The organism is Polyangium spumosum (assembly GCF_009649845.1).
Taxonomy (GTDB): Bacteria; Myxococcota_A; Polyangia; order Polyangiales; family Polyangiaceae; genus Polyangium; species Polyangium spumosum.
In genome coordinates this window covers 588,004-612,932 of sequence record NZ_WJIE01000004.1, presented here as the reverse complement: position 1 = coordinate 612,932, position 24,929 = coordinate 588,004, and the positions used below count along the sequence as shown (strand labels likewise).

Below are 24,929 nucleotides of genomic sequence, written 5' to 3'. Positions count from 1 at the left end.
TTTAGGGCAACCTTCCTCGCGCGGGAAGGGGCCGCGATGACGTCCCCTCCGCTTCCCCCTTCAGGGTAGGCAGGGATCCACCAGGTTCGTCGGAGGTACCGCCCCGACGCGTGCGCCCACCCTCCGAATGCTAGAGCACCAACCCCGGCCGGTCGACATCCGTCCGCGAAAGAGGAGGGGAATCGTCGTGCTTTCCAATCGTATTTCCGTCATCGGGCTCTGCATTTCGTCGCTCATCATTGCCTGCGATCCACGAGTGGACACGCCGATCGCCCCCGAGGGCGAGGCGGCGGTCGTGGCGGACGCCCTGGCCGTGTCCTCGAAGAAACCGTCCGTCGAGACGTTCAGGTTCTCGACGGACGACGTCATTGCCGTGACGATGGCCTCCGGCGGACTCTTCGCGCCGTCTCCGGCGAGCATTCCGACCTTCGACGAGCCCGAGATCGCCGACGGATTCCTCCTCGCATTCAAGCTGTACGACGAGCAGGGCAATCTGCGCGGCTTCGGCACGGAGCAAGAGGTGCTCGACCTGCCGAACGCGAGGACGTTCACCACGTACACGCTGACCCTGATGGATGAAGGCACGCTCATGCTCGCCCAAACGGAGGACCTGACGGTCCTGCTCGCCGAGGTCGAGGACATGCTGGCCACCGGGGAGCTCATCCGCACCTACCCGACGCCGCTCCGCACGCTGAGCACCATCCCCGAGACGGCCAGGATCGTCGGTGGTACCGGCAAGTTCGTGAAGGCGAAGGGGACCTTCCGCGAGTTTTCCATCGCCCACACCATCGACCTCGTGAACAGGGATCACGACCTGGAGATCGAGCTCGAGATCGAGCTCAAGTAGAGGAGGCGGCGGGGGCGCTCCCGCCTTGCCCCCACCCGTTCGTCCTGCCACCCTGGCGCCCGTGTCCGCAGCGGACGAGCCTCTCCAGCCCGAAGCGGTCGCCGAGCGCCCCCAAACACCCTGGCGCGCTCGCCTCGCCATCTCCCTGCTCTGCGGCCTCGGACTCGCCTGGGTCCTCCTGCGCGGCGGCCTGCCCCTCCTGCCGCCGAAGAGCTCGTTCGACCTCCTGCAACCGTCGGCCGTCGTCGCCTACGTGGCCTCGCTCGCCGTCGTCCACTGGTTCCGCGCCGCCCGCTGGCGCCACCTCCTCCGGCCCCTCGGCCATGTCTCGCTGCGGGACGTCGTCGCCGTCTCCTGGGTCGGGTTCGGCGCCATCCTCCTCTCCCCGCTTCGCAGCGGCGAGATCGTCCGGCCCTACCTCGTCACCCGCCGCGGACCCGTGCGCCTCTGGGAGGCGACAGGCACCGTCGGGGCCGAGCGCGTCATCGATGGCCTCGCGCTCAGCGTGATCCTCTTCGTCGCCCTCCGCCTCGCCACGCCGCTCGATCCGCTGCCCGATCGAATCGCCGATCTGCCCGTCCCCGTCGCCGCCGTACCGCAGGCGGCCAATGGCGCGCTTTTCCTCTTCTTCGCGGCGTTCGTCGCCATGGCCGTCTTTTTCTTCGCCCGCGATTTCGCCCGCCGCGCGACCCGGGCGATCCTCGGCCTCGCCTCGAAGCGCCTCGGCGAGCGTGTCGCCGACATCGTCGACCGCGTCGCCCAGGGCATCCGCTTCTTGCCCTCGCCCCGCCACCTCTTGCCCTTCCTGCTCGAGACGGCCGCTTACTGGGGCGTGAACGCGGCCGGGATCTGGCTGCTCGCGCGTGGGTCGGGGCTCGCGGGGATCACGCTGGCCGAGGCCTGCGTGGCCATGGGCTGCATCGGCATCGGCATCCTCGTCCCGTCCGGGCCCGGGTATTTCGGCGCGTTCCAGCTCTCCACGTACGTGGCGCTCGCCATGTACTTCCCCGAGAGCGCGCTGCGAGGCCCCGCCGCCGCGTTCGTGTTCGTCCTCTACGCGGCCCAGGTCGGCTTCCACCTCGTCGGCCTCGGGCTCGGGCTCTTCCTGCTCCGCCGCGCGCCGGAAAGCTGGCCCTCCACGTCACGCCTGGGGTAAGTGTTTTCCATGCGCCGGCTCTGCGGCATGGTCCTCTGCGCGCTGCTCGTCGGCGGCGCCGTCCTCGTCCCCGCGTTCGAGCCCGAGGCGCTCGCTGCGACGGCCTACGAGTCGCCCTACACCTTCGAGCAGACCTGGGGCACGGCGATCCGCCTCGTCCGCGTGGATCTCGGGCTGAAGATCACCGAGAAGGACCCGGAGCACGGCTACCTGCTCTTCGAATACACGAGCCCCGAGAGCGGCAAACGCGTGCACACAGGCTCGATCGAGGTCGTGCAGAGCGGCAAGGACGTCGTGCGCGTCACGGCCAAGCTGCCCACGATGCCGAGTTACCACGAGCGGATGATCGTCGACGCGCTCGCGAAGAAGCTCTCGGTCGAATACGGCGATCCCCCCGCGCGAAAGCCCGACCCGCCGCCGCCGCCGCCGGAGAAGGACGGCGACAAGGGCGGCGAGGCGCCCTGAGGAGACGACGATGCTGACGGTCTACAAATTCGGCCCCGCGTTCGGCCTGCCCGACCTCGGCCCGTTCGTCATCAAGCTCGAGACCTGGCTGCGCATGGCGGGGCTGCCGTATCGGAGCGAGGTCGGCGATTTCCGCAAGGCGCCCAAAGGAAAAATCCCCTACGCGGCGGACGGCGACCGGCTGATCCCCGATTCGAGCCAGATCATCGATTACCTCGTGGAGAAGCACGGGGACAAGCTGAACGACGGGCGCTTCGGCCCACGGGAGCGCGCGCTCGGGCGGGCCATCAAGTCGCTCTTCGAGTCGGAGCTCTATTTCGTCCTCGTGTACCTCCGGTGGTGGAGCGACGAGGACTTCGCGCTCGTCCGCCCCGCGTTCGGGGAGGCCATGATGGCCGGAGGGGTGCCGCGCTTGATGGTGTCGCCCATGCTCTCGTTCGCGCAGCGGGGGACGCGTAACATGCTGAAGGCGCAGGGAATGGGCCGGCACACGCGCGAGGAAGTGTTCGCGATGGGCCGCTCGCTCGTGGACGCGGCGGCGGACCTGCTCGGCGACAAGCGGTTCTTCCTGGACGACGAGCCGTCGACGATCGACGCGACGGCGTATGGCATGCTCGCGCCGATCCTGTTCGCGCCCGCCGAGAGCCCGGTGAAGGCCCGCGCGCTGGAGAGGGCGAACCTGGTCGCGTTTTGCGAGCGGATCCGGGGCGCGTACTGGGCGGACGAGCCCGCGGGCTAGCAGGCTCAGACGGCGAGGAAGGCCGGGACGAGGCGATCGGGGCGAAGGACGCCTTGCTCGCAGAACCACGTGTCGACGGCGTCGATCCGCGCTCGGCCCGCCTCGCCGCCCTCGAGCTCGCCCACGCGCCGCTCGGTCAGGCGCGCGAAGAAATCGAGGTCGGAGCGGCGGAAGGCAGAGCCAGCACGCAGGAGGTAGGCAAGGGCGCGATCGACGTCGCCGCGGCGCACGAGAATGGCGGCACGAATGGCGAGGGCGCAAGCGTCGGACCAGGAGGTGCGCTCCTGATCGAGGCGATCCGCGAGGGAAAGGGCCTCACGAAAGAGGGGCTCGGGGTCCGCGACGTCACGGGCGCGGGCGAGCGCCACGCGGGCCTGGAGGTCGAGGAGGCGGAGGCGGATCGCCTTCGCGGTGCGCGGGAGCATCGAGGCATGCAGCTCGCCGAGCCGCGCGTGCACGTGCGCGTAGGCGCGGCTGCCCTCGCCGAGTTGAAGCCACGCCCCCGCCCTCACGTAGAGCGCGCCCCAGTGAATCGTGTGAAACCCCCGGGTCGTCCAGCCCGCGAGGGCACGCTCGGCGGACGCGATCGCCTCGTGCGGCCGATCCTGCAGGAGCAGGCCGATCGGACCCATGAAGGCGCCGAGCGCGGTCTCCATGTACCGATCGCCGAGCGCATCGGCCTCATGGAAGCAGCGGGGGAGGTGCTCGAGCAGGGCGCGGAGGTCGCCGACGTAGAAGAGCGCCGTGAGGAGCCACCAGGCGTACATGGAGGCGATCTCCCAGGCGATGTTGCTGCACGCCTCGCGGAAGAGGTCGATCGTGCGCTCGCACAGGACGATCGCCTCGCGGAACTCGTAGCCGTTGTGCGCCGCGAGGGCCCTGGCCGCAGAGGACCACGCGAGCGCGTGCGGGTGCTCGATCCGCCGCGCGATCGCCTCCGCGCGCGCCGCGAGCTCGCGGGCCTCGGCGATGTTCTGCGCGCCGCCGCCGAGGCTGCGGAGCACGGCCTCCCAGGAGAAGGCCCGCGCAATGCGATAAGGCTCACCCGCCTCGAGCGAGAGCGCGAGGTGCCGCGCCTGGAAGTCGGCGCCGCGGACGGCGTCGACGCCGCCGAGGCCATTGCCGAGCGACCAGCAGAGATCGATGCGGTGGAGCACCGCAGGATCGATGTCGTGCTCGGGCCTCTCGTGGAAGTCGTACCCCCGGAGCCGCTGCTTCACGCGAGCCACGGCGACGTTGACGAACGCGCGCCGCGGGGTCGCCGGGTAACGCAGGCCCACGGCCGGGAGCAGCTCCCGCGCGGCCGCGAGGCCCTCGTCCATGTGGCCCGCGCGTAAAAGATGCTCGGCGGCCCGCTGCCGCGGCACGAGGGCCGAGCGCGCGTCGAGCTTCGACGCCGCGGAGAGGAAGACGTTCGCCGCCTCGGCCCCGCGTCCGGCCTTCGCGAGGGCGTCGCCGAGCCGGAGCTCGAGCGCGCCCACGTCTGCAGGCTCGGCGAGCTCGAGCGCGAGGCGGTAGAGCGTCGCGGCCCGGTCGAACGCGAGCACCCGCTCGGCCCGCTGCGCCGCGCGCTCCATGTAGGCCCGCGCGCGCGAAGGCTCGCCCGCCGTGCGGAAATGCATGGCGAGCGCCTCCGGGTCGGCGTTGCTCATGCCCTCCATGGCGTGGCCGAGCGCGCGATGCCGATCCCGCAAGACCTCGTCGGCGAGGCCCTGCACGACCGACTCGCGGATCTTGTCGTGGTACGCCTCGACGCGCGCCTCGTCGCGCCCGCCCTTGGCGCGGAGCAGGCCCTCGGCCCGCAGCGCCGCGATCGCGCGGCTGTTCTCCTCGTCCCCGAGCGCCGCCGCCTCCTTGATCAGCACCGGCTCGATCGGCCGCCCCGCCGTGCTCACGATCTCCAGCACGAGGCGCGCGTGCGCCGGGAGCAAGGCCACGCGCGCCGCCACGACGCCGCGCATGTCGAGCCCTTCGCTCGTGTGCCCCGCGAGGAGGTACCGCGCGAGCTCCTGCACGAAAAACGGGCTGCCCGCGGCCTCCCGCGCGATCCGGGCCGCCGCCCGGCGCGCCTCCGCGTCGTCGCTGCCGAGGATCGAGAGCGCGAGCGCCTCGGCGTCCTCGGTCGAGAGCGGACCGACGACGACCTCGCGCGCCTCGATCTCCGCCGCCGCCTCCGCCGCGCGTGGTGAGGGCAAACGCCCGACGAGCTCGCTGCCGCGCGCCTCCTCGGTCCGGTAACTCGCGACGAGGAAGAGGTTCGGCGCCGGCGCCACGAGCAAGGCTTCGAGCAGGGCGGCGCTGTCGGCGTCGGCCCATTGCAGATCGTCGAGGTAGAGCACGAGCGGGCGGTGCTGCGCGAGGTTCACGAAGAGCTTGCGCAGGGCCTCGAACGCGCGCCGCCGCAGCTCGTGTGGATCGGGCGCCTCGGGCTCGCTCCCCTCCTCCGCGAGCCGGCCGAGCACCGGGAAGAGGCGCGCGAGCGAGGACAAACCCGGGGGCAAGAACCCCAGGCGATCCTCCGGGTCGAACTCGCCGAGGAAACGCGCGAGCGCGTCGATCGCCCCGTCGAACGCCTTGTAGGGCACCCACTCGCGCTCGTGGCAGCGGCCTTCGAGCACGATCGGCTGGGCGCCGAGCCCGTCGAGGAAGGACCGCACGAGGTCCGATTTGCCCATGCCGGACGTGCCGTGCACGTGCAGCACCACGGGCTGCTTCTCGCGGACGAACGCCTCGAACGCCTCGCGCATCGCGGCGGTCTCGCGCGCGCGGCCCACGAAGCTCGGCCGCGCGCCACGCGTCGTCATCGTCATCGACGCCACGCGCGGCGCGCTCTCCGTCGCGGCGCGGCCCACGCGGAAGACCTGCTCGGCCCCTGCCCGCGCGCCCGGATCCCGCGCGAGCAGGCGGAGGGCGAGCTCGGCGAGATCCTCCGGCGCGTCGGGCGCGATCTCCCGCGGATCGGGCGGATCGACGAGGTGCTTCGCGTAGAGCAGATCCTCGATGCTCGTCCCTTCGAAGAGGTGCGGCACGACGCCCGTGAGCGCCTCGAAGAGCATCACGCCGACCGAATACCAGTCCGAGCCCCCGTCGCCCGAGGCGCCCGTCGCTTGCTCCGGCGACATGTACGCCGGCGTGCCCACCACGAGGATGCGGTCCCGCGCCAGCGATTCGAACGATCCGACGAGCCCGAAATCGAGGATCTTCACGCGCCCCTCGGGCGTGACGAGCACGTTCGAGGGCTTGAGGTCGCGGTGCACGCGGCCCGTGCGGTGAATGGCGGAGACGCCCTTCGCGAGCCCCACGAGGCTATGGCGCAGCCGATCCACGTCGAGCTCGCCTCGCGCGTCGGGCTGCATTTGCGGCGGGCGCGGGGGCGCGGCGCCATCCATGGACAGGGTCGTCATGGCGATCGTGCCGTGCGGACCGGCCACGGCGGGGAGGTCCATGGTCACCACGGTCTCGAGCTCGGCGGCCATCGCGCGCTGGGCGGTGGGCAGCGGCGGGAGCGTGATCGCCGAGGCGTCGCTCCGCTCTTCGCGGTTCGGGCGCACGTGGCGGAGGAAGCTCACGCCACGCACGAGCTCCATCGTCAGGTAGAACCGGCCATCGTCGAAGAAGAGCTCGTGCAGGCCGACGAGGTTCTCGTGCGCGACGTCGGCGAGCGCCCGGAACTCCTGCTTGAAGGCATAAAGCGCCGCCGGATCCATGGAGAGCAGCGCCTTCAAGGCGACGTCCGAGCCGAGGGATCGATCAAACGCCTCGTACACGACGCCGAAGCCGCCCTGCCCGAGGCAGCGGCGAATCACGAAGCGCCGGCTGAGCTCCTCGGAGACGGACGGCAATTGCACGACATTTTCCACGGGTCCCACTCCCCTCACCCCCGCCTCCTCATCCCGCGCGGGAGAGGAGGCGAGCCTCTAGCCTCGCTTCACCGGGGCCGCAGGATCAAGTCGAACGTCGGGAAAAAATCGTTCGATCGCACGGGGACCCGGCTCCACCGCCCATCGTCCCCCTTCTCGAGGACCTTTTCCCTTTGATCGTAGTTGTACCAGATGGCGCCGAGCGCCACGCGCACCGTCTTTCCGAGGCCGATCTCGAGCCCGACCTCGGCGCTCGCATAGAGCGGCGATCGCGGCGGATACGGGCTCCTGCCGATCACATAACCGTTCACGGCGGCGCGGGCGCGGAGCCAGTCGAGGATCGCGTAATCGTAGGCGAGGCCGGTCCGGACGCGGAAGCCGTTCAGCGCGGGCGCGAAGAGGAGCTCGATCGGCGCGTACGTCTCGAGCGGCGTCGCCGGGTTGTCGCCCAGCCCGAGGCCCACCGTCGTCTCCAGCCGCCCCGTGAGGACGCCGCGCTCGCCGCCCGAGATCCAGAGCCCCGCGGTCGGCGCGATCACCCAGCCGGGCCGCCTCCCCGAGGTCTCCCACGTCGGGAAGAGATAACCTTGCGTCAGCCGCATCGCGCCCGTCGGCGCCGAGAGGCCGTATTCGCCCGTCACAACGATATTTTTGCCGAGATGGCCGAGCTCGCCGCGGAACGTGAAATTCGGCGAGAGCACGAGCCAGGGCACAATCATGGTGGTGACCTCCCAGCCCTTGCCGAGCCCGAGCTCGAAGGGCGAGAGCAGCCCCGCGGAGAGTTTTCCTTTTGGCAGGACACGCGCGGTCTCGCGCGCGGGCATGGGCTCGGCAGAAGCGAGGGTCGGCGAGAGCAACGCGGCGACGCCGAGCGCGACGAAGAGGGATCGCTTCACGGCGTCCCTCCCCCGAGCACCCACGTCCCCACGACGGGCGCGTGATCACTGAGGAGCATCGGATCACTCTGGATCCCGAGCCTGCCCGGCTCCTGCAAGACGTCGGTCGAGCCCGGGGCCCAGGCGTCGGCCTTCGTGACGAAGAGGTAATCGAGGGTGCGGTTCCAGAACTGCGGCTGACCCTCCTCGTCGCTCCGCAGCGGCCCGGCCACGGTGTGCGTGAAATACCGCCGCTGCTCGGCCTCGGTTTGTCCGTAGTCTTCGAGGCTCACCCAGGGCACGTAATCGTCGTAGAACTTCTGCATGATCTCCGGCGTGTAGGGGGGCTGCTCGTACTCGGTGCCGATCGAGCTCGGGTGCTCGTCGGGGAAGCCGACGATCTTGACCGAGGTCGGAGGCAACTCGTTGAAATCGCCGCCGAGCACGAACGGGAGCGTCTCTTTCTTGATCTCGTCGTATATCTGCTGGATCTGCCGGCCCTTCGTGCCGTCGACGTCGTAGGCCTCGGTGTGCACCACGTAGGCGGCGACGTCGCGGCCGGCGCCCACGTCGATCACGGCGCGCCCGATCATGCGGTGGATGTAGAACGTGGCCGTGACCCCGTCCTGATCGGTGCGATCCTCCTGCCGGATGCGCTCGGCGAACGTGATCGGGTATTTCGAGAAGATCGCGTTGCCGAGGTCGATGCGGCCGACGCCCTCGGAGGGGACGTAGCGGCTGTTCCAGGTCTGGATGTAGGCGGCATAGTTGAGGCTCGTGCCCTCCAGCGTGCCCTGCACCATGTCGTAATAGGCGCTCCGCCGCGAGTTGACCTCGATCTCCTCGGCCATGAGGATATCGGGGTCGTACTCGTTCACCAGGCGGTAGAGGTCGGCCATGTTCTCGGCGACCTCGTGGTGCGTCATCTGCACACGGTCGCCCCAGTAATCGAACCAGAAGTCGATCCGCGCCGCGCCGTATTTCACGTTCCAGGCCATCACCTTGAGCGCGGCGGGCTGGGGATCGGCGGGCGGGACGAGGACGCTGCGCGTCGTGACCGGGACCTCTTCGCGGACGAAGTCGAAGTCTTGCGCCATGGGCTCGCAGGCCGGGAGCGACGCGAGCAGCGCCGACATCGAGAGCGCGAAGGGCACGCGGCGGCGGGTGAGGAGTGTCATGACCGTCCATGCTACTCCCCGCGCCCGGACGCTGAAAGATCCTTACGGGTGTCCCCAGTCACAGGGTCCACGTCCGCGCGTGGCCGCGTGCAGCCGGCGCGGAAAAGCGCTGCGGCGCTGCAATTCATTCGAATCCACGCGCCTGGTTCCCGCTTGACACCCCGGTTCCGCTCACTTTTTATTGGACCATGTCCCGCGCCTCCCTCCTCCTCGCATTCGCTCCTCTTGCTGCCGCCGCGCTGCTCGTGACGCCCGACGCGTCGGCGGCGAACTACACGCTCTGGATTCACGGCCGGAACACCGGCACCGCGACCAAGGCGGGCAACTACGCCGATTTCTCCTACTGGGGCTCGTCCTCGACCGCGGCCGGCATCAACAAGAAGGCCGTCAACTGGGACGGCAAGAGCCGCATTTCCAGCCAGAACTACCGCATCCGCGACGCGCTCGATTGCTACTGCACGGGCGCGAACTTCTGTTACATCGCCGCCCACAGCGCCGGCGACGCGCAGATCGGGTACGCCTTGGCGCTCTACGGCGGCTCGACGCGCAACAAGAAGAACGCGAGCCCCGCCGCCGACGGCACGTGTGGCAACGCGGGCGGCACGCAGACCGGCTGGAACATCAAGTGGGTCGACGTCGCGAGCGGCGCCGGCGGCGGCAGCGAGCTCGCGAACATCGGCTCCTGGGCCGTGAGCGACCCGCTCACGGGCGACCTGCGCACGGGCGTGATGCGCGGCCTCTACGACCACAACCAGACCCGCGGAAAATGGTTTTACATGTTCGCGGGCGCCAAGGGCACGCTCTACTCCGGCACCCTGCCCGGCCAGGACGACGAGGCGGTCGCTTACCACTCGACCGGCGGCGTCGCCTCGACGGGCGGCTTCTGCAACCCGGGCAACCTGTTCTGCGACGGCACCCTGTCGCTCGGCTCGGGCGCGACCAGCAACAACAAGGCGAAATGGTCCTACCACACGGTCGAGTTCCGCGACGACTCGGAGGCCTACGACCATTACGCGGCGGGCAAGTGGGGCGGCATCGTCGGCCCGGTGCGCGCCGACATGGTCAACTACGCCAAGTAAAACCGCCGCGTGAAAAAACGGTTGGCAGGAAAAATGGCCTCTCCGGGGCCGGGGCGGCGGCGCCTCGTGATCGGGGGGGCCGTCCTGGCCGCGGCCCTCCTGCTCTTCTGGCAACACGACCGCCTCTCGCCGCGGCGCGCGCCCTCCGAGGACGAATTGCTCGCCGGGGCCCCCGCGCGCTCGGCAAATCCCGATCCCGCCCGCAGCCTGCTCGGGGACGGCCCGAAGCCGCGCTTCGTGGATCCGACGAGGACCGGCGCCGGCGAGGACGGCGGGGGCTCGACGTCGCTTGAAATCGCCGAGAAGCGCCTGGCGCGGGCGCGGCACACGCTCGAAGGGTATTTGCAGGCCACGCGTTATCCGCCCGGCGCGCGCCCGCTCTCGGAGAAGCCCGATCTCCAGAAGCCGCACGCGGTCCAGCCGAGCACGCAGCCGCTCGCGCGCCCGGACCAGAAGCTCACGGACGCCCGCGTCACGCTCTCGCAGGATCGCCTGTACCTCGTGGGCGACGAGGCCGCGCGCCTCGCCGTCACGTGCGAAACGAGCGAGGGCCCCGCGCGGTGCGAGGTCCTGCGCGCCGAGGCCAAGGTCCCCGCGTCGATGCCGCAGGCGAACACCCTCCCGCCGGCCCCCGTCGTCTTCGCCGACGACGGCGCGGGCAGCGCCGCGGCGCTCTTCGCCCCGGCGAAGGAAGGTTTCGGCGGGTATCACGGCCCGATCGCGATACAGCTCGATCTACGCATCGACGGCGAGGAGGGCGCCGCGGGCTTCGACCTCGTCTACACGCCCGCCCCGCCGGCGCGCTTCACGGGCGACGTGCGCGAGGTCCTCGAGGACGGCTCGCTCTGCTTGTACGTGCGCCTCGCCGTGGACAAACCAGGCCGGTACGTGGTCGTGGGCCGCGTGGACGACGCCGGCGGGGATGGATTCGCTTACCTCGAGCACAACGATCCGCTCGGCGCGGGCGCGCAGGAGGCGAAAATGTGCATTTTCGGCAAACTCGTCCTCGACGAGCAGGCGAAATCACCGTTCGTCTTGCGCGACGTCGAGGCGTTTTTGCTGAAGGAGGACACGTACCCCGATCGCGAGCTCGTCCCGGGGCGCGATGGTCCTTTCTACACGACGAAGGCCTATCCCGAGAGCGTGTTCTCGGACGCGGAATGGCAGAGCGAGGAGAAGGACCGCCACGTCGAGGAGTTCACGAAGGACGTGAAGGAGGCGGAGGCGGAGGTCGCAGCGGCCGGCGGCGACCCCTGACGATTCATTGCGGCGGTTCGATCTGGAACACGTCCCACGCGGGCGTGTGGTTGTTCTCCTCCGGGACCTGCGAGGTCACGTAGAGCGCCGGGTACGTCTTGTCGACCACCTCGACCCCGTTCTCGAACCGCGTCACGACGCCGCTCACGAAGAGCTGCGGATTGTTGAGGTCGCGCCGCTTGGAGCTGAACGTCAGCCAGTAATACTTTTTCCCGTTGAACGCCTCGGCGCTCGGCGCCCAGCGCGGCCACGAGTTCGTGAGACCCGGGCTCGCCTTGCCCACGCACGCCGGCGGATCGTTCGCCGCCACGCGCACGGGCTCGCCGCCCTTCGCCGGGACCACGAAGACCTCGGCCTGCGGCTCGTCGTAGGAGTCGGCCCACACCCCATTCGCCTGCTTGTACGGCGCGAATCGATTGAACGCGAGCATCGTGTCGCCCGGCGAGATGACCGGATAAAACTCCAGGAGCGCCGGATCACTCGCGCCCGGCAGCGGCGTCGCATTACCGCCTTGCCGGTTGTTGAAGGGCACCGTGTAGATGTCCATCTGCTGGTTGGCATCCGTGATCCCCGTGATGACGCCCTCGCCGCCCGTGGGCGCCGTCGTGTAGGCGATCGTCGTCCCGTCGTGCCACCACGTCGGCGAGGCGACCACGCCCGTCTCCCCGCCGCGCGACAAGATCCCCCAGCCGGTCGCGGGATCCTGCGCGTGGAGGTCGGTCCAGACGAGGTCCCACCTGCCCGCCGTGAGCACGGGATCGTACATCACGGTCAGGACCACGGCATCCTGCGCCGAATAATGCGCCTTCGAGAGCGTCGGCACCGTTTGCCTCTGCCTATCGAGCAAGCCGAGCGCGACGGCCGAGACCTGCATCTCCGTGGGCAAACCCGCCGTCCCGTCGACCTTCCGCGCCGTCACGCTCCGCGTGTTGGCCGCGCCGTCGCGCGCGAAAAACGAGAAGAGGCCGTCCGGCGACGAGGCATGGCAGGCCACGCAGACCGTGTCGCCGCCCAGGCTCTCGGGCGAGAGCACCGTCTTGAGCTCGGTGTCGCCGATGGTAAAACCCTTCAATGCGGTCTTGCCCGAGCCCGGCGCGCCCGTCGTCCAGTAAATGATCGACCCCGGCGCCGCGACGGGCGCCACGTGCACCACGCCCTCCGTGCCGATGACCGGCCCCGCGACGAGCGCGCCGCCGTCGATCTGCGCGCTGCGGATCGAGACCTTGAGGTCGCGGCCCGCGCTGTGCCCCGCGAGCCCGGTCCAGACGTCCGGGGGAATGCTGTACGACGTGGCCGCCGTGTAAACGACGAGCTCGTTCACCTGGTTGTCGACCGCGAGCCGGAGCTCGAAGACGTTGTGCCCGGGCGGCGCGATCCATTCGAAGCGCAACGGCGTCCAGTTCGTCGGGACGAGCGCCTCCATGGGCGGCTCCGCCATACACGGGCCACCTTGTGGCATCGCGGGCGTCTTCTCGAAGAGGCCGGGCGCCTCGGCGGGCACGCCCATGTCGATTTGCGGGCCGGCAGGGAAATCGGCGAACGGTCCGTCCGGATTGGGGCCGCTGCCGATGAACGTCCCCCCTTCCCCGCCCGCGCCGGCCGAGCCACCCGAGCCGCTCGCAGCGCCGGCGCCGCCCGTCCCCTGCGACGAGCCGCCCCCGCTGCCACTGCCGCCACCGGAACAAGAGACCCCCGCCGCGCCGAGCACAGCGGCCGAGGCCAGGGTCAACAAGAGTACGATATCACGTCGAAGCGCAGAATTCATGGACCGATGATCAATGGCTACCAGCCGGCGTCAAGCGGCTCGTGCCGGGCGGTCGACGACGAGCCCGCCCGATTGCGACACGATTCCCTCACGTTGACACGCGAGCGCTTGGCGCCACGGGACCCGCATGGCGGCGAGCGGGACTCAAAGGACGGTCATCGCCCTCTCGGGCGGCGTGATCGCGGGCATTTTCGGCGGCATCGTGCTGACCCTCTACGGCCTGCTCGCGATGGTCGCGCGCGGAGGCGACCCGTGGCTGACGTTCAAGGCCCCCGCGGCCCCGTTTTTCCCCGAGCTCGCCTTCGCGCCCGGCTTCGACGCTGCCGTGGTGGCCCTCGGAATCATCATCCATTTCGCCATCTCCATCGGCTGGGGCGCGCTCTTCGGCCTCTTCGCCTTCGGCGCGAACCCGCTGCGCACGGTCCTGTTCGGCGCGGCGTACGGCGCATTCGTCTGGCTCGTGATGTACCGCCTCGTCTTGCCCCTCGTGGGCCTCGGCGACCTCGCCGCGAGCGCCCCCGTCGGCCCGGCGATCCTGGAGCACGTCATCTTCGGCCTCGCGCTCGCGGTCGGGTTTCTCCCGTTCCAGCGTCGCATCCCCATGGTTTGACCGAGGGATCCCCCACGGCGACGCGCTCTTCCGCACCCGACGGCGTCTCGACTAGGATGTGGGCCATGCCCCTCTCGGTCACGTCGCAGGCGGCGACGCACGTCGGTCGCAAGCGAAAGCGCAACGAGGACAGCCACCTCGTGGATCCCGACCTCGGCCTGTACGTCGTGGCCGACGGCATGGGCGGACAGGCGGCCGGAGACGTCGCGTCGCGCCGCGCCGTCGACGTGGCCCGGGCCTACGTGGCCGACCGGGTCGAGGTGCTGATCCGCTTCGCCGAGAGCCCCACCCAGGAGAACCGCATCGCCGCGCAAGAGCTCGTCGCGTCCGCCATCCAGGCGGCCTGCGCGGACCTCTGGGCCATGGCCGAGAACGACCCCAAGCTCCGCGGCATGGGCACGACGATGGTGTGCTTCGCCGTCGCAGGTGATCGCGCCGTGGTCGGGCACGTGGGCGACAGCCGCGCCTACCTCGTGCGAGACGGCATCGCGAACCGGCTGACCGAGGACCACACGATCGTCGCGGCCTCGATCAAGAACGGCACGATGACGAAGGAGCAGGCCAAGGTGAGCGCGCTCCGCAGCGTGCTGACGCGGGCCGTGGGGACGCAGGAGTCGGTGCAGGTCGACACGCTGCTCGTGGAGATCATGACGGGCGACGTCTTCCTGATCTGCAGCGACGGCTTCTACGGCTACGTCGAGGACGAGGAGGTCCCGACGCTCTGCGAAGGCGCGCCGGAAGGCCTGGCCGAGAGGCTCATCGACGTCGCGAACGAGCGCGGCGGGAGGGACAACATCACAGCCATCGTGCTCTCGTTCAGCGGCGCGACGGCAGAGGAGCCCGAGGCGCTCACGAAGCACGAAGCGCTACGCGGCATCCCGCTCTTCATGCACCTCACCTACCGCGAGCAGGCCGAGATCCTGGCCATCTCCGAGGTGAAGGGTTACCCCGCAGGCGCAGCCATCGTGACCGAAGGCGAGCCTGGCGAGGACCTGTACGTGATCCTGCGAGGGCGCGTCGCCGTCGAGAAGGACAACGTCGCGATCACCTCGATCCTGACGGGCGGTTATTTCGGCGAGATGGGCCTGGTCGACGACTCGAAGCGCTCGGCGACGGTGCGCGCGCTCGAGCCCACGCGCACGATGGTCATCACGCGTGCGGACATGATGAACGTCATGCGACGCGAGCCAGTGCTCGCCGTGAAGCTACTCTGGAGCTTCGTGCAGGGCCTCTCGCAGCGCCTGCGCACCGTGAACACCGAGCTCTCCGAGGCCCGCGCCGAGCTTTTCGAAGCGCAAGGCGTCAGGCCGTATACGAGCTGAGGCGCCGCGCTGGGGCGTCGCCCCAGGCCCCGTCGGTTTACGATGGGGCTACGCTCGGCAAGCCGAGCTACGCCCCAAACCCCGGGGCTGTCCGCCCCTGGATCCGGACCAGGCACGGCCTGGACCGAAGGTGGAAGAACTGCGCGATGCGCAGCTCTTCCAGCGGGCCGAGGGAGGGTCAGGCCTGGCGTCTCACGTACTCGAAGTCGATCGGTCGGCCTTTGATGCCGTGTTTCGGCGGCGCGATCCAGTTGGCCATCTGCTTCGGATCGAAGATGGGCTGCGTCATCAGGCTCTTCACGTACGCCTCGTCCGCCTCGGTCGGCAGCCACTCGTCGCGACGGCGCTCCCACTCTTCCTTCGTGAGGACGTTGCCATGCACGTCGAAGTAGAGCCCGCCGTAGATGCCCGTGCGGCGGTGGAAGCGGCGGCTCGGCAGCGTGAGCTTGTACGAGATCCCCGCCTCCGCGAGCGCGCGGTTCCACTTGTCGACGCCGCGCTGCGCGTCCTCGATGTACTCGTCGCGGAGCACCTCGTTCATCGCGTTGCGCAGCGGCACCTCCTCACGACGGAACCCCGAAATCACGCCCGGTCCTGCCGTGATCGGCACGTCCATCGCATAGGCGCCGTCGACCGCGCGGTGATCCTCGTAGCTCTCCTCCTTCGCGCGCCCCTTCAGGCTCGACGCGAAGAAGTTCGCCGCGTTCGACGAGATCTCGCCGCCGAACAGGTCGAGCGACACCGAGTACCAGAAGTTCAGATACTTCTGCATCGTGGGCAGATCGATGCCGCCCTCGGCGCGCGCGTCCTCGTTCTTGTTTTTCTTCATCAGCTCCGCGGTGCGCTGGACGACGCGCAGGATGCCCGTCTCGCCGACGAACATGTGATGCGCCTCCTCGGTCAGCATGAACCGCGTCGTACGCGCGAGCGGGTCGAAGCCGCTCTCGGCGAGCGCGAGGAGCTGGTACTTCCCGTCGCGGTCGGTGAAGTACGTGAACATGAAGAACGAGAGCCAGTTCTGGCAGGGCTCGTTGAACGCGCCGAGGATGCGCGGTTTGTCGGGGTTGCCGCTCCGGCGCTCGAGCAGCGCTTCAGCCTCCTCGCGGCCGTCGCGGCCGAAGTAGCTGTGGAGCAGGTACACCATCGCCCAGAGGTGCCGGCCCTCCTCCACGTTCACCTGGAAGAGGTTGCGCAGATCGTAGAGGCTCGGGCACGACTGGCCGAGCAGCCGTTGCTGCTCGACGCTCGCGGGCTCGGTGTCTCCTTGCGTCACGACGAGCCGGCGAAGCACGTTGCGGAACTCGCCGGGCACGCTCTGCCAGACGGGCTCGCCCATGTGATCGCCGAAGCCGATCTTCCGATCGGCCACGGGGTCCGTGAGGAAGATGCCCCAGCGGTAGTCGGGCATCTTCACGTAGTCGAAATGGGCCCAGCCCTCGTGATCGACGCTCACGGCGGTGCGGAGATAGATCTGGTCCTCCTGGAAGCCCTCGGGACCCATCTCCTTCCACCAATCGATGAACCTGGGTTGCCAGGCCTCGAGCGCCCGCTGCAGCTTCTTGTCGGACGCGAGATCGACGTTGTTCGGGATACGCTCGGAATTGACGACAGAGCTCACGTTCGCCTCCAGTCGAATTCGGGTCGCTCGGGCCGGCCGTACATGGTGAGCGCGCCCCGCTCGCCGACCGCATTCGGGCGCTGGAAGATCCAGTTTTGCCAGGCCGACAGACGCCCGAAGATCTTCGTCTCCAGCGTCTCGGGCCCCGCGAATCGAAGAGACGCCTCCATGCCCGTCAGCGCGTCGGGCGAGAGGCTCGCGCGCTCCTCGACCGCGATCCGCACCTCGTCGTCCCAGTCCATCTCGTCAGGCGTGAACGTCACGAGCCCGAGCTTCCTGGCGCCGTCGGCGTCGACGAGCTCGGTTTGTCCTTCCAGACGCTTCACGGCGGAAGGATCGTGCAGGAACCGCGTCTCGAGGCGCGTGAGGCCGTTCGGCATGGGGAACGGGCCGAAGTTCAGCGGCGAGAGCCCGATCACGGGCGGATCGTCGCCGCCGTCGAGCATGTAGGTCCGGTCGCCCGCGAGGGCGAGCTCGAAGAGAGAGCCCGCGAAACACGAGCCGGGCTCGACGAGCGAGAACACGCTGCGCGCCGTGAGATCCAGCCGCTTCAAGGTGCGACGCATCTTGAGCAGGATCTCGCGGGCGAACCAGTCGTCACGGAGCGCGTGGAGCGCCCGATCCGCGGCACGCACGGCCTCGGGATCCCCCTTCGTCCGCAGGAGCACGAGGCCCGCCTCCGGGTGGTTGAAGCGCAGATCGAGCAGCGCGTCGTCGATCTCGCGGAAGGCGCGCAGCGCCCACACGTCCGAGCCGCTCTTGTGCAGCGCCTCGACCGTCGTCTCGGGCGCGCCCGCGGGAGCCCGCACCTCGAGCTCGGCGACACGCGTCTGCCTGTCGACGACGAGCGTGACGTACTTGTACTCGGCCCTGTACTTGCTGCCGTCCTCCGAGCGCTTCACCTCGAGCGGGGCGAGCGTGACGCCCGGGCCCTGCTTGTCCGACGCGCTCGTGGCGATCGCGTTCGCCTCCTCGATCACCACCTGATCGAAGCGGCTCTTGGGGATCGAACGATCGACGAGGCGCCACTCCTCGGCGCGCTTGCCGCGCACACCCTCGGCGAGCGTGCTGAACACGTCCGCGAGATCGCGCCGAACCTTGCGTTTGTCCACGAGCCGCGTGAGCCCGCCCGTGCCAGGCAACACGGCGAGCAGCGGCGTCTCCGGGAACGAGACCGCGCTCGATCCATCGTCGCAGAGCAGGATCTTCTCGCACGCGAGCGCGAGCTCGTAGCCGCCGCCCGAGGCCACACCGTTCAGCGCGGCCACGTAGTGCTGGCCGCTCTCGCTGCACGCCTCTTCGAGCGAGAGGCGCGTCTCGTTCGTGTACTTGCAGAAGTTGACCTTGAAGGCGTGCGTCGACGAGCCGAGCATGTAGATGTTCGCGCCGGCGCAGAAGATACGCGGCTGCCCGCTCGTGACGATCACGACCTTCACCTCGGGGTGCTCGAAGCGCAGCCGCTCCACCGCGTCCGCGAGCTCGATGTCCACGCCGAGGTCGTAGCTGTTCAGCTTGAGCGTGTAGCCGGGGCGCATCGGCGCCTCCTCGACCACATCCATCACGAGCCGCGCGATCGCTCCCTCGAACGAGAGCTTCCAGTGCTTGTAGCGGCTCGGATGTGTCTCGAAACGGATGGCGGGCGCCTTGGCCCCGCTGCTTTCACTCTCGATGCCCATCGCCGGAAACTCCATCACCCGGACGGAAGGGTGTCAAGCAATATACTGCTTGATGCTCCTTCTTTCATGAAATATAGTTCATGACGTGGCGGCCCGAAAGAAGCCCGAGACGCGCGAGGAGGGCGCCGAAAAAGGCGAAGGCTCGCCCCTCCTCCAGGCGCTCGGCGAGCGGGTGCGGGAGCGGCGGCGCGCGGCGGGTTTGACGCTCCGGGACCTCGGGATCACGTCGGGCGTGAGCGAGCGGTTCCTGGTGCTCGTCGAGGGCGGCAAGGCGAACGTGTCCGTGGTTCGCCTCGACGCGATCGCGCGCGCGCTCGGCACGTCGGCCTCGGCGTTGCTCGCGGACGCGCCCTCCGAGCCGACGACGACGCGCTCGGCGAAGGGCCCGCTCGTGGCGCTGCTCGGCCTGCGCGGGGCGGGAAAAACCACGCTGGGCAGCCGCGCGGCCGTCCGCCTCGGTTTGCCCTTCGTGGAGCTCGACAGCCTCGTCGTGGCGCGCGCCGGCATGAGCCTGACCGAGATCTTCGAGATGCACGGCACCGCGTATTTCCGCAGGCTCGAGCGCGAGGAGCTCGAGCGGCTCGTGGCGCGGGGCGATCGCGGGATCGTCGCGACGAGCGGCAGCCTCGTGACCGCTCACGAGACGTTCGAGCTGCTCTGCCGCGAGGCCGTGACCGTGTGGCTGCGCGCGCGACCGGAGGACCACTTTCAGCGCGTGATCGACCAGGGCGACGCGCGGCCCATGGCGAGCCGGCCAGCGGCGATGGAGGAGCTGCGCGCGATCCTACGCGCTCGTAGGGCCCTCTACGAGCGCGCGGCCCACGTCATCGACACCTCGGCGCTTGGCCTCGAACGCTCGACCGACCGGCTCGTGAAGATCGTCAACGCGGCGAGCCGTGGTAGGCTCCCGTAACCGTCCGTCAGTTACCTGCATGCCTCGCCTCCGCATCCTCAACGTCGTCTCCGAGTGTGTCCCTTTTGCAAAGACAGGAGGCCTGGCGGACGTGGCCGGCGCGCTCCCCATCGCGCTCGCCGCGCGGGGCCACGACGTACGCACGGTGATGCCGCGTTACCGCGTAGCCAAGAAACACCCGGCCAAACGCCTGCCGATCTCGCTCGGCGTGCCCGTCGGACACGGCGAGGCGTGGGGCGCGGTGTGGGAGTCGCGGCTCGGCGAGAGCGCGGCGCGTGTCTACCTGCTCGAGCACGACGAGCTCTTCGATCGCGCCGGGATCTACAACGATTCGAACGGGGATTATCGCGACAACCTCGCGCGCTTCACGTTCCTCTCGCGCGGCGCGCTCCGGCTCGCGAGCGCGCTCGGGTTCGTCCCCGACGTCGTGCACGTGCACGACTGGCCGACGTGCCTCGTCCCCATTTATTTGAAGACGCTCGACGCTCGTTCGCCCCTCGGCGGGGCCGCGTCGGTCCTGACGATCCACAACATGGGTTACCAGGGCTGGTTCGACAAAAACGAGCTCTTCCAGACCGGCCTCGGCTGGGACGTCTTCCACCACCGCGCGCTCGAGTCCTACGACAAACTGAACCTCCTGAAGGGCGGCATCAACTTCTCGACGATGCTCTCGACCGTCTCGCCGAAATACGCGCAGGAGATCCAGACGAAAGAGGGCGGGCACGGGCTCGAAGGCGCTTTGCGCGAGCGGGGCAGCGACGTGATCGGCATCCTGAACGGGATCGACGACGAGATCTGGAACCCCGCGACCGATCGTCACCTCGCCGCGCATTTCGACGCCGACGACCTGCAAGGCAAGGCCTTCTGCAAGGCGGAGCTGCAGCGCGAGATGGGGCTGCCGGTTCGCCCGGACGTGCCGCTCATCGGCCTGATCAGCCGGCTCGTGAACCAGAAGGGCATCGACGTCTTCGCGGGCGCGCTCGGCGCGCTGCTCCAGCACGACGTGCAGGTCGTGGTGCTCGGATCGGGCGAGAGCTGGGCGGAGGATCTCTTCACGCGGCTCGGCCACTCGACGGATCGATTCCGCGCGCACATCGGCATGAACGACGCGCTCGCGCACCGCATCGAGGCGGGCGCGGACCTCTTCGTGATGCCCTCGCGGTACGAGCCGTGCGGGCTGAACCAGCTCTACAGCCAGCGATACGGCACGTTGCCCGTCGTGCGCGCGGTGGGCGGGCTCGACGACACGGTCGAGCACATGGCGACGGGCTTCAAGTTCCTCGACCTCTCGCCGCACGTGCTCGCGGACGCGGTGCTCGAAGCGGCGTGGATCTACCGCGCGCACCCGGCGCATTTCCGCTCGATGCAGCGGCGCGCGATGAAAAAGCCGTTTGGCTGGGATTACGCGAGCCGCCAGTACGAGGCGCTCTATCGGCTCGCGATTTCACGGCATCGCGGCGGCTGAACCTCAGCTCCCCTCTCCACGACGTTTCACGACGTGGAGAGGGGTTGAGGGTGAGGCTCAGTGTTTGTGGCCTGCGTGCTCGTCCGGGCGCTCGATGTGCTGCCGCGGATGCACGTTCGGGCGCGCCGCCGGGCCGCTCCTCGGCTCGACGACCTGGCCCTTCGCGGTGAGCGAGCGAGAGAGGGCGCGGTGCTTCGCCTCGACGAGCGAGGTGAAGGTGTTGACCATCGCGAGGAACGCCGCGGGCTCCATCCCCTTGTCGCTGATCTTCGCCTGGGCCTCGTCCGCCGCCTTGTGGAAGGTGGTGAAGGGCGGAGCGGTGATCTTCGCCCAGGGGTCGTTCGTGTTGTTCGTTCCGAACGCCTTGATGGCCTCGATGTCCTTCGCGAGCGCCGCGACGCCCTCCTTGAAGGCGCCCACGTCGATCTTCTTCGCGATCATGCCGAGGACGAGCCCACGCGCCCGGTCGTACGCCGTGAACACGAGCCGCTCGCCCTCGTCGAGCTTCGCCGTGTCGACGGGGTGATCCTTGCGCCACGCGGCGAGCGCGCCGCCGAGCTTCTCCGAGTTCTCGTCGAGCTTGGCGAAGTCGGCGACGAGCTTCTTGTGCAGCTCCTTGCCGCGCTCGAGCTTGTCCTTCGTGTACTCCTCGCGCTGGTAGTAGACGCTGGCCGCGGCGATGTTGCGGCTGAGCTCGAGCGAGAACGGGGCGAACGCGCCGAGGGCCGCGTCGACGTCGGGCATCGCGGGATCCTTGAGGCCGGCGGCGACGGTGCAGGCCCGCGCGTTGCGCTCGTGCGGGGCGCGCATGCCCATGTCGGCCACCCTGCGGGGCACGGGGATCGCGGGGGCCGCGGAGGCGCCGGCCGCAGGCGCCCCGGACGCGCCGGGCTTGGCCACGGGCGCGATCGTGGGCGGCGCGTGCGGCGGGGCGTGCGGCAAGGAGCCGCCGCTGACGCCGAAGTTCGGGATCTTCTTCTCGCTCGGCTCGTCCTTGCCGAGGCTCGCGAAGTACGCGTCGCGCGCCTGACGCAGCGTCAGGGTGCCGAAGTAACAGACCTCGAGGCGGTAGTCCTTCATCGCCTGCGGATCGAACTTCGGGACGGCCGCGATCGGGCTGCGCAGCGGCAACCTGCCCTTTCCGCTCGGCAACACCGCCGTCGACGGCTTCGCCTCCGGCGCAGGCGCAGGCGGTTCGTCCTTCTTGCAGCCCAGGGCCAGGGGAGCGAGCGCGAGCACGAACGGAAGAAAAGACCGCAGCCGGATCATGAAGACAGCCTCCTCGAAGACGCGCCGACGCCTCGCGAAGCGCGGGCGACGACAGGACCGGCATCATGCCCGACAGCCACGGACTTTCAAGCGCCGCTGCACCTCGGCCCCTTGCAGCCTCGTGCAGCGGAATCATGTTGGACGTCGTGAAAAAGACCACCGACGCGCGTCCGCTGAACCTCGATGGAAAGAAGGTCTCTGGCAAGGCGCGCGGGCTCGCGCTCGTGCCGCTCCTGCGCGACGCGCCCGCGGCGTGGCGGCTCCTCCGCGACAAGGAGGCCGCGCTCTGGGCCAAGGCGCTCGTCGTCCTCTCGGTCGCCTATTGCATCTGGCCGCTCGACCTCGTGCCCGACGCCGTGCCTTTCATCACCTGGATCGACGACGCGGGCGTGGTCCTCGTCTTCCGTCTGCTCCTGCACCGGCAGCTCGGCCGGTACCACGAGCCGAAGCCGGAAATCGTGGTCGACGTAGGAGGGCCTCGATCCGGGGCCGATGTCCGCGTAGCTTGAACATCGGTTCCCGTGCGACTCCAACGTCTGACGCTCGACCATCTCCGCATCGAGGACGAGCGGTCGTATCGCCACATCGGGCTCTACGCCGAGCTCAAGCGCGCGCTCGTGCGTGATCACGTCACCTTCCTCGTCCCGAAGCCCGGGACGCCGGAAGCGCGGTGGGATCGAGCGCTCTTCCTGAACCTCACGTTCTGGTCGGCCGACCAGCCGAGCGACGTCCTCGACGGCGACGCCATCCCCGCGGACGTGCTGATGCACGCGGGCTGGCATCACGTCACGCGCCGCGCCCTCGAGGCCCTCGGGACGGCGTCGAGCCAGAGCCCCGAGGCGCTCTTCCTCGGCGAGTCGATCGCGAGCGCGTTCGACCTCTACCTCGTCGGCCGCCTGCTCGGCCACGCGCCGGACGCGTCCTTCCTCGAGACGCAGGTGCCCGCGATGGCCGAGGTCGCGCAGCAAGCGGGCATGCCGGAGGAGGCGTTCGAGGCCATGCTCGACGAGGTGTCCCGCGACCCGGACAAAGCCTTCGAGGATCTGCGCGAGCTGCTCTTCGACGCGAGCACCGCGCTCGTGCGCGCCCCTTCCGCCGAGGAGGCGGCCGAGACGATCGCGCGCTTCGACGGCCACCGCTTCGGGCCGCTCTTGCATCACTACGAGCTCTCGACGTGGATCCTCTACGCGCGCGCCTACGCCAAGGATCTCGGCGCGCCGGATCCGCAGGTGATGGCCATCGACGCGGCCCTGCGCGGGGCGGACGTCGCGCTCGACTGGCTCGAGAAGCACTGGCTTTCGGGGGACCCGGCCGTACCCGCCGACCGCGAGGTTCCGACACGATGAGCGACAAAAAAGACGACGACGCGATCCCGCCCGAGACGATGAGGTCGAGCACGCCGCCGACGCTCCCCACCGACGTCGACGTGTCGGCCGACGTGGTGACGGTGTATCCGCCGCCGCTCGACGCAGCTTCGGATGTGCCGAAGATCCCGCCGCCTCCGCCGCCGGTCCGCCCGCGGGCCGCGTCGCAGCCTGCGCTGGGGAAGAACCCGACGCCGGTGCCGGCCATGACGAAGCGCACGCCGACGTTGAAGGACGACGACGACCGCCCCTCGTTTTTTGATGTCTTCGACGTCGAGCGGCACGAAGCCGAGGCGGCCAAGGCCCAGGCCGAGGCCGTCCAGGAAAAACCCGCGGACAAGGCGGCCCAGCGCGGCTCGCGCCCGGACCAGCGCGAGATCAGCCGCAGCCGGAAGATCGTCGACGAGGACCTGTTCAACCTTTCGAGCAGCCTCTTCAGCAACCAGTCGCTCACGCCGCTCGTCGCGCCCGACGTGTCGGCCCTCGGCATGTCCGGGCTCGGCAAGGATCTCACGACCGCGCCGAAAGCGGCCGAGCCTGCGGCCGCCGCGAAGAACGAGCCGGCCGCCGCAAACCCGCTCTTCCTGGCCCCGCCGCCCGTCACCGCGCCGCCGGCGCAGAAGTCGTCGATCGACGCGATCGACGTGGACGTCGACGTCGCGGCCGCGGGCGGCAAGCTCGATCGGAAGCGCATCGCAATCGGCGTCGTGCTCGTCGCGGCCCTCGCGGGCCTCGTGTTCTTCGGCGTGCAAAGCGCCTCGACGAAGCCGGAGGATCCGGCGTCCGCCGTCGCGACCGAGTCGACGACGACGAGCCCGGACGACCCGGCGAACGACACGCCGCCCGCGCTTCGCACGGCCGACACGGCGCAGGCGCCCGCGCCGAACACGGCCGCCGCGGCGCCGGCCGACACCGCCGCCACGAAGGGCGGCGCCGAGGCCCCCGCGGACAAACGAGACACAAAGGCGGACGCGCCGAAGGGTGATGGTCGGGACAAACCCGCCGGGGGCGCGGACAAGCAGCCCGACAAACCGGCCGATACGAAGGCGGCCGAGCCGGCGCAGCCGTCGTCGGGGAACAAGGCGCAGGACCTCGCCGCCGCGATGGCCGCGGCGAACAAGGGCGGGGCGAGCGCGCCCGCCCCGGCGCCCGCGGGCGGCGGAGGCGAGTTCAGCCGGAGCGCCGCGTCCTCCGCGCTCGGCGCCGCCGCCGGCAGGGCCGCGGGCTGCCGTTCGCCCACCGATCCGGCCGGCACGGCCCGCGTGAGCGTCACGTTCGCCCCGTCCGGCCGCGCCACGAGCGCCATCGTCAACGGCCCGCCCTTCGCAGGCACCCGCACGGGTGGCTGCATCGCCGCGGCGTTCCGCAGCGCCTCGGTCCCGCCGTTCTCCGGCGGACCCGTGACCGTGAGCAAGTCGGTCACGATCCGCTGACCTTCGCGCGGAACGCGTCGACGTCTCTCGTTCCGTTC

Annotated in this window: 20 protein-coding genes; 13 read left to right on the top strand and 7 right to left on the bottom strand. The window is 69.7% G+C overall.

Annotated features, from left to right (window positions below; translation table 11 throughout):
* Nucleotides 1–187: 187 nt before the first annotated feature.
* The 4 genes from GF068_RS16430 (at nt 188) to GF068_RS16415 (ending at nt 3,207) form a co-directional block, all read left to right on the top strand.
* Nucleotides 188–847 (top strand): hypothetical protein, encoded by a 660-nt coding sequence (locus GF068_RS16430; RefSeq protein WP_153820309.1) that lies wholly within the window; start codon nt 188–190, stop codon nt 845–847.
* Nucleotides 848–908: 61 nt separating this feature from the next.
* A complete protein-coding gene (locus GF068_RS16425) occupies nt 909–2,003 on the top strand; it encodes a lysylphosphatidylglycerol synthase domain-containing protein (RefSeq protein ID WP_170319517.1) in 1,095 nt (364 codons plus the stop codon).
* Between the two features lie 9 nt (nt 2,004–2,012).
* Nucleotides 2,013–2,468 (top strand): hypothetical protein, encoded by a 456-nt coding sequence (locus GF068_RS16420; protein WP_153820307.1) that lies wholly within the window; start codon nt 2,013–2,015, stop codon nt 2,466–2,468.
* 10 nt (nt 2,469–2,478) lie between these two features.
* Nucleotides 2,479–3,207: a glutathione S-transferase family protein gene (locus tag GF068_RS16415; RefSeq protein ID WP_153820306.1), complete on the top strand. Its 729-nt coding sequence runs from the start codon at nt 2,479–2,481 to the stop codon at nt 3,205–3,207.
* A gap of 5 nt (nt 3,208–3,212) precedes the next feature.
* Here the strand turns inward: GF068_RS16415 and GF068_RS16410 are convergent, their stop codons facing one another.
* From GF068_RS16410 to GF068_RS16400, 3 genes are all read right to left on the bottom strand, one after another.
* A complete protein-coding gene (locus GF068_RS16410; RefSeq protein ID WP_153820305.1) occupies nt 3,213–7,055 on the bottom strand; it encodes a protein kinase domain-containing protein in 3,843 nt (1,280 codons plus the stop codon).
* Nucleotides 7,056–7,135: 80 nt separating this feature from the next.
* Nucleotides 7,136–7,963 carry a hypothetical protein gene (locus tag GF068_RS16405; RefSeq protein WP_153820304.1) on the bottom strand — a complete coding sequence of 276 codons (828 nt, stop codon included), beginning with the start codon at nt 7,961–7,963 and terminating at the stop codon, nt 7,136–7,138.
* Nucleotides 7,960–9,120, bottom strand: coding sequence for an endonuclease/exonuclease/phosphatase family protein (locus GF068_RS16400; protein WP_153820303.1), 1,161 nt, complete (start codon nt 9,118–9,120; stop codon nt 7,960–7,962). Before GF068_RS16400 ends, GF068_RS16405 begins: the two co-directional genes overlap by 4 nt.
* Nucleotides 9,121–9,308: 188 nt before the next feature.
* Between GF068_RS16400 and GF068_RS16395 the strand changes: the two genes are divergently transcribed.
* Nucleotides 9,309–10,199: a hypothetical protein gene (locus GF068_RS16395; RefSeq protein ID WP_153820302.1), complete on the top strand. Its 891-nt coding sequence runs from the start codon at nt 9,309–9,311 to the stop codon at nt 10,197–10,199.
* A gap of 9 nt (nt 10,200–10,208) precedes the next feature.
* On the top strand, nt 10,209–11,456 hold the full coding sequence (locus GF068_RS16390; RefSeq protein WP_153820301.1) for a hypothetical protein: 1,248 nt from the start codon (nt 10,209–10,211) through the stop codon (nt 11,454–11,456).
* Between the two features lie 4 nt (nt 11,457–11,460).
* Here GF068_RS16390 and GF068_RS16385 read toward each other — a convergent pair whose 3' ends face one another.
* Complete coding sequence (locus tag GF068_RS16385; protein WP_153820300.1) at nt 11,461–13,221, bottom strand: TolB family protein; 1,761 nt, start codon at nt 13,219–13,221, stop codon at nt 11,461–11,463.
* A 127-nt stretch (nt 13,222–13,348) separates the two neighbouring features.
* Between GF068_RS16385 and GF068_RS16380 the strand changes: the two genes are divergently transcribed.
* Both GF068_RS16380 and GF068_RS16375 read left to right on the top strand, forming a co-directional pair.
* Nucleotides 13,349–13,831: a hypothetical protein gene (locus tag GF068_RS16380; RefSeq protein ID WP_153820299.1), complete on the top strand. Its 483-nt coding sequence runs from the start codon at nt 13,349–13,351 to the stop codon at nt 13,829–13,831.
* A gap of 65 nt (nt 13,832–13,896) precedes the next feature.
* Nucleotides 13,897–15,153: a cyclic nucleotide-binding domain-containing protein gene (locus GF068_RS16375; protein ID WP_275939158.1), complete on the top strand. Its 1,257-nt coding sequence runs from the start codon at nt 13,897–13,899 to the stop codon at nt 15,151–15,153.
* A gap of 178 nt (nt 15,154–15,331) precedes the next feature.
* Here the strand turns inward: GF068_RS16375 and boxB are convergent, their stop codons facing one another.
* Together boxB and boxC are read right to left on the bottom strand one after the other, a co-directional pair.
* Complete coding sequence (gene boxB, locus GF068_RS16370) at nt 15,332–16,771, bottom strand: benzoyl-CoA 2,3-epoxidase subunit BoxB (protein WP_338046418.1); 1,440 nt, start codon at nt 16,769–16,771, stop codon at nt 15,332–15,334.
* Nucleotides 16,768–18,447, bottom strand: a complete 1,680-nt coding sequence (boxC, locus tag GF068_RS16365; RefSeq protein WP_153820296.1) for a 2,3-epoxybenzoyl-CoA dihydrolase — start codon at nt 18,445–18,447, stop codon at nt 16,768–16,770. Before boxC ends, boxB begins: the two co-directional genes overlap by 4 nt.
* A gap of 85 nt (nt 18,448–18,532) precedes the next feature.
* Here boxC and GF068_RS16360 point away from each other — a divergent pair, with 85 nt between their 5' ends.
* Together GF068_RS16360 and glgA are read left to right on the top strand one after the other, a co-directional pair.
* Nucleotides 18,533–19,360, top strand: coding sequence for a shikimate kinase (locus GF068_RS16360; RefSeq protein ID WP_338046417.1), 828 nt, complete (start codon nt 18,533–18,535; stop codon nt 19,358–19,360).
* A gap of 19 nt (nt 19,361–19,379) precedes the next feature.
* Nucleotides 19,380–20,825 carry a glycogen synthase GlgA gene (glgA, locus tag GF068_RS16355; RefSeq protein WP_153820295.1) on the top strand — a complete coding sequence of 482 codons (1,446 nt, stop codon included), beginning with the start codon at nt 19,380–19,382 and terminating at the stop codon, nt 20,823–20,825.
* 57 nt (nt 20,826–20,882) lie between these two features.
* Here glgA and GF068_RS16350 read toward each other — a convergent pair whose 3' ends face one another.
* Nucleotides 20,883–22,094, bottom strand: coding sequence for a DUF3829 domain-containing protein (locus GF068_RS16350; protein WP_153820294.1), 1,212 nt, complete (start codon nt 22,092–22,094; stop codon nt 20,883–20,885).
* A 134-nt stretch (nt 22,095–22,228) separates the two neighbouring features.
* Between GF068_RS16350 and GF068_RS16345 the strand changes: the two genes are divergently transcribed.
* The 3 genes from GF068_RS16345 to GF068_RS16335 are packed head-to-tail and all read left to right on the top strand — an operon-like array spanning nt 22,229 to nt 24,891.
* Nucleotides 22,229–22,603, top strand: a complete 375-nt coding sequence (locus GF068_RS16345) for a YkvA family protein (RefSeq protein ID WP_170319516.1) — start codon at nt 22,229–22,231, stop codon at nt 22,601–22,603.
* A gap of 12 nt (nt 22,604–22,615) precedes the next feature.
* Nucleotides 22,616–23,440: a hypothetical protein gene (locus GF068_RS16340; protein ID WP_338046416.1), complete on the top strand. Its 825-nt coding sequence runs from the start codon at nt 22,616–22,618 to the stop codon at nt 23,438–23,440.
* Nucleotides 23,437–24,891, top strand: coding sequence for a hypothetical protein (locus GF068_RS16335; protein ID WP_153820292.1), 1,455 nt, complete (start codon nt 23,437–23,439; stop codon nt 24,889–24,891). Before GF068_RS16340 ends, GF068_RS16335 begins: the two co-directional genes overlap by 4 nt.
* Nucleotides 24,892–24,929 lie beyond the last annotated feature (38 nt).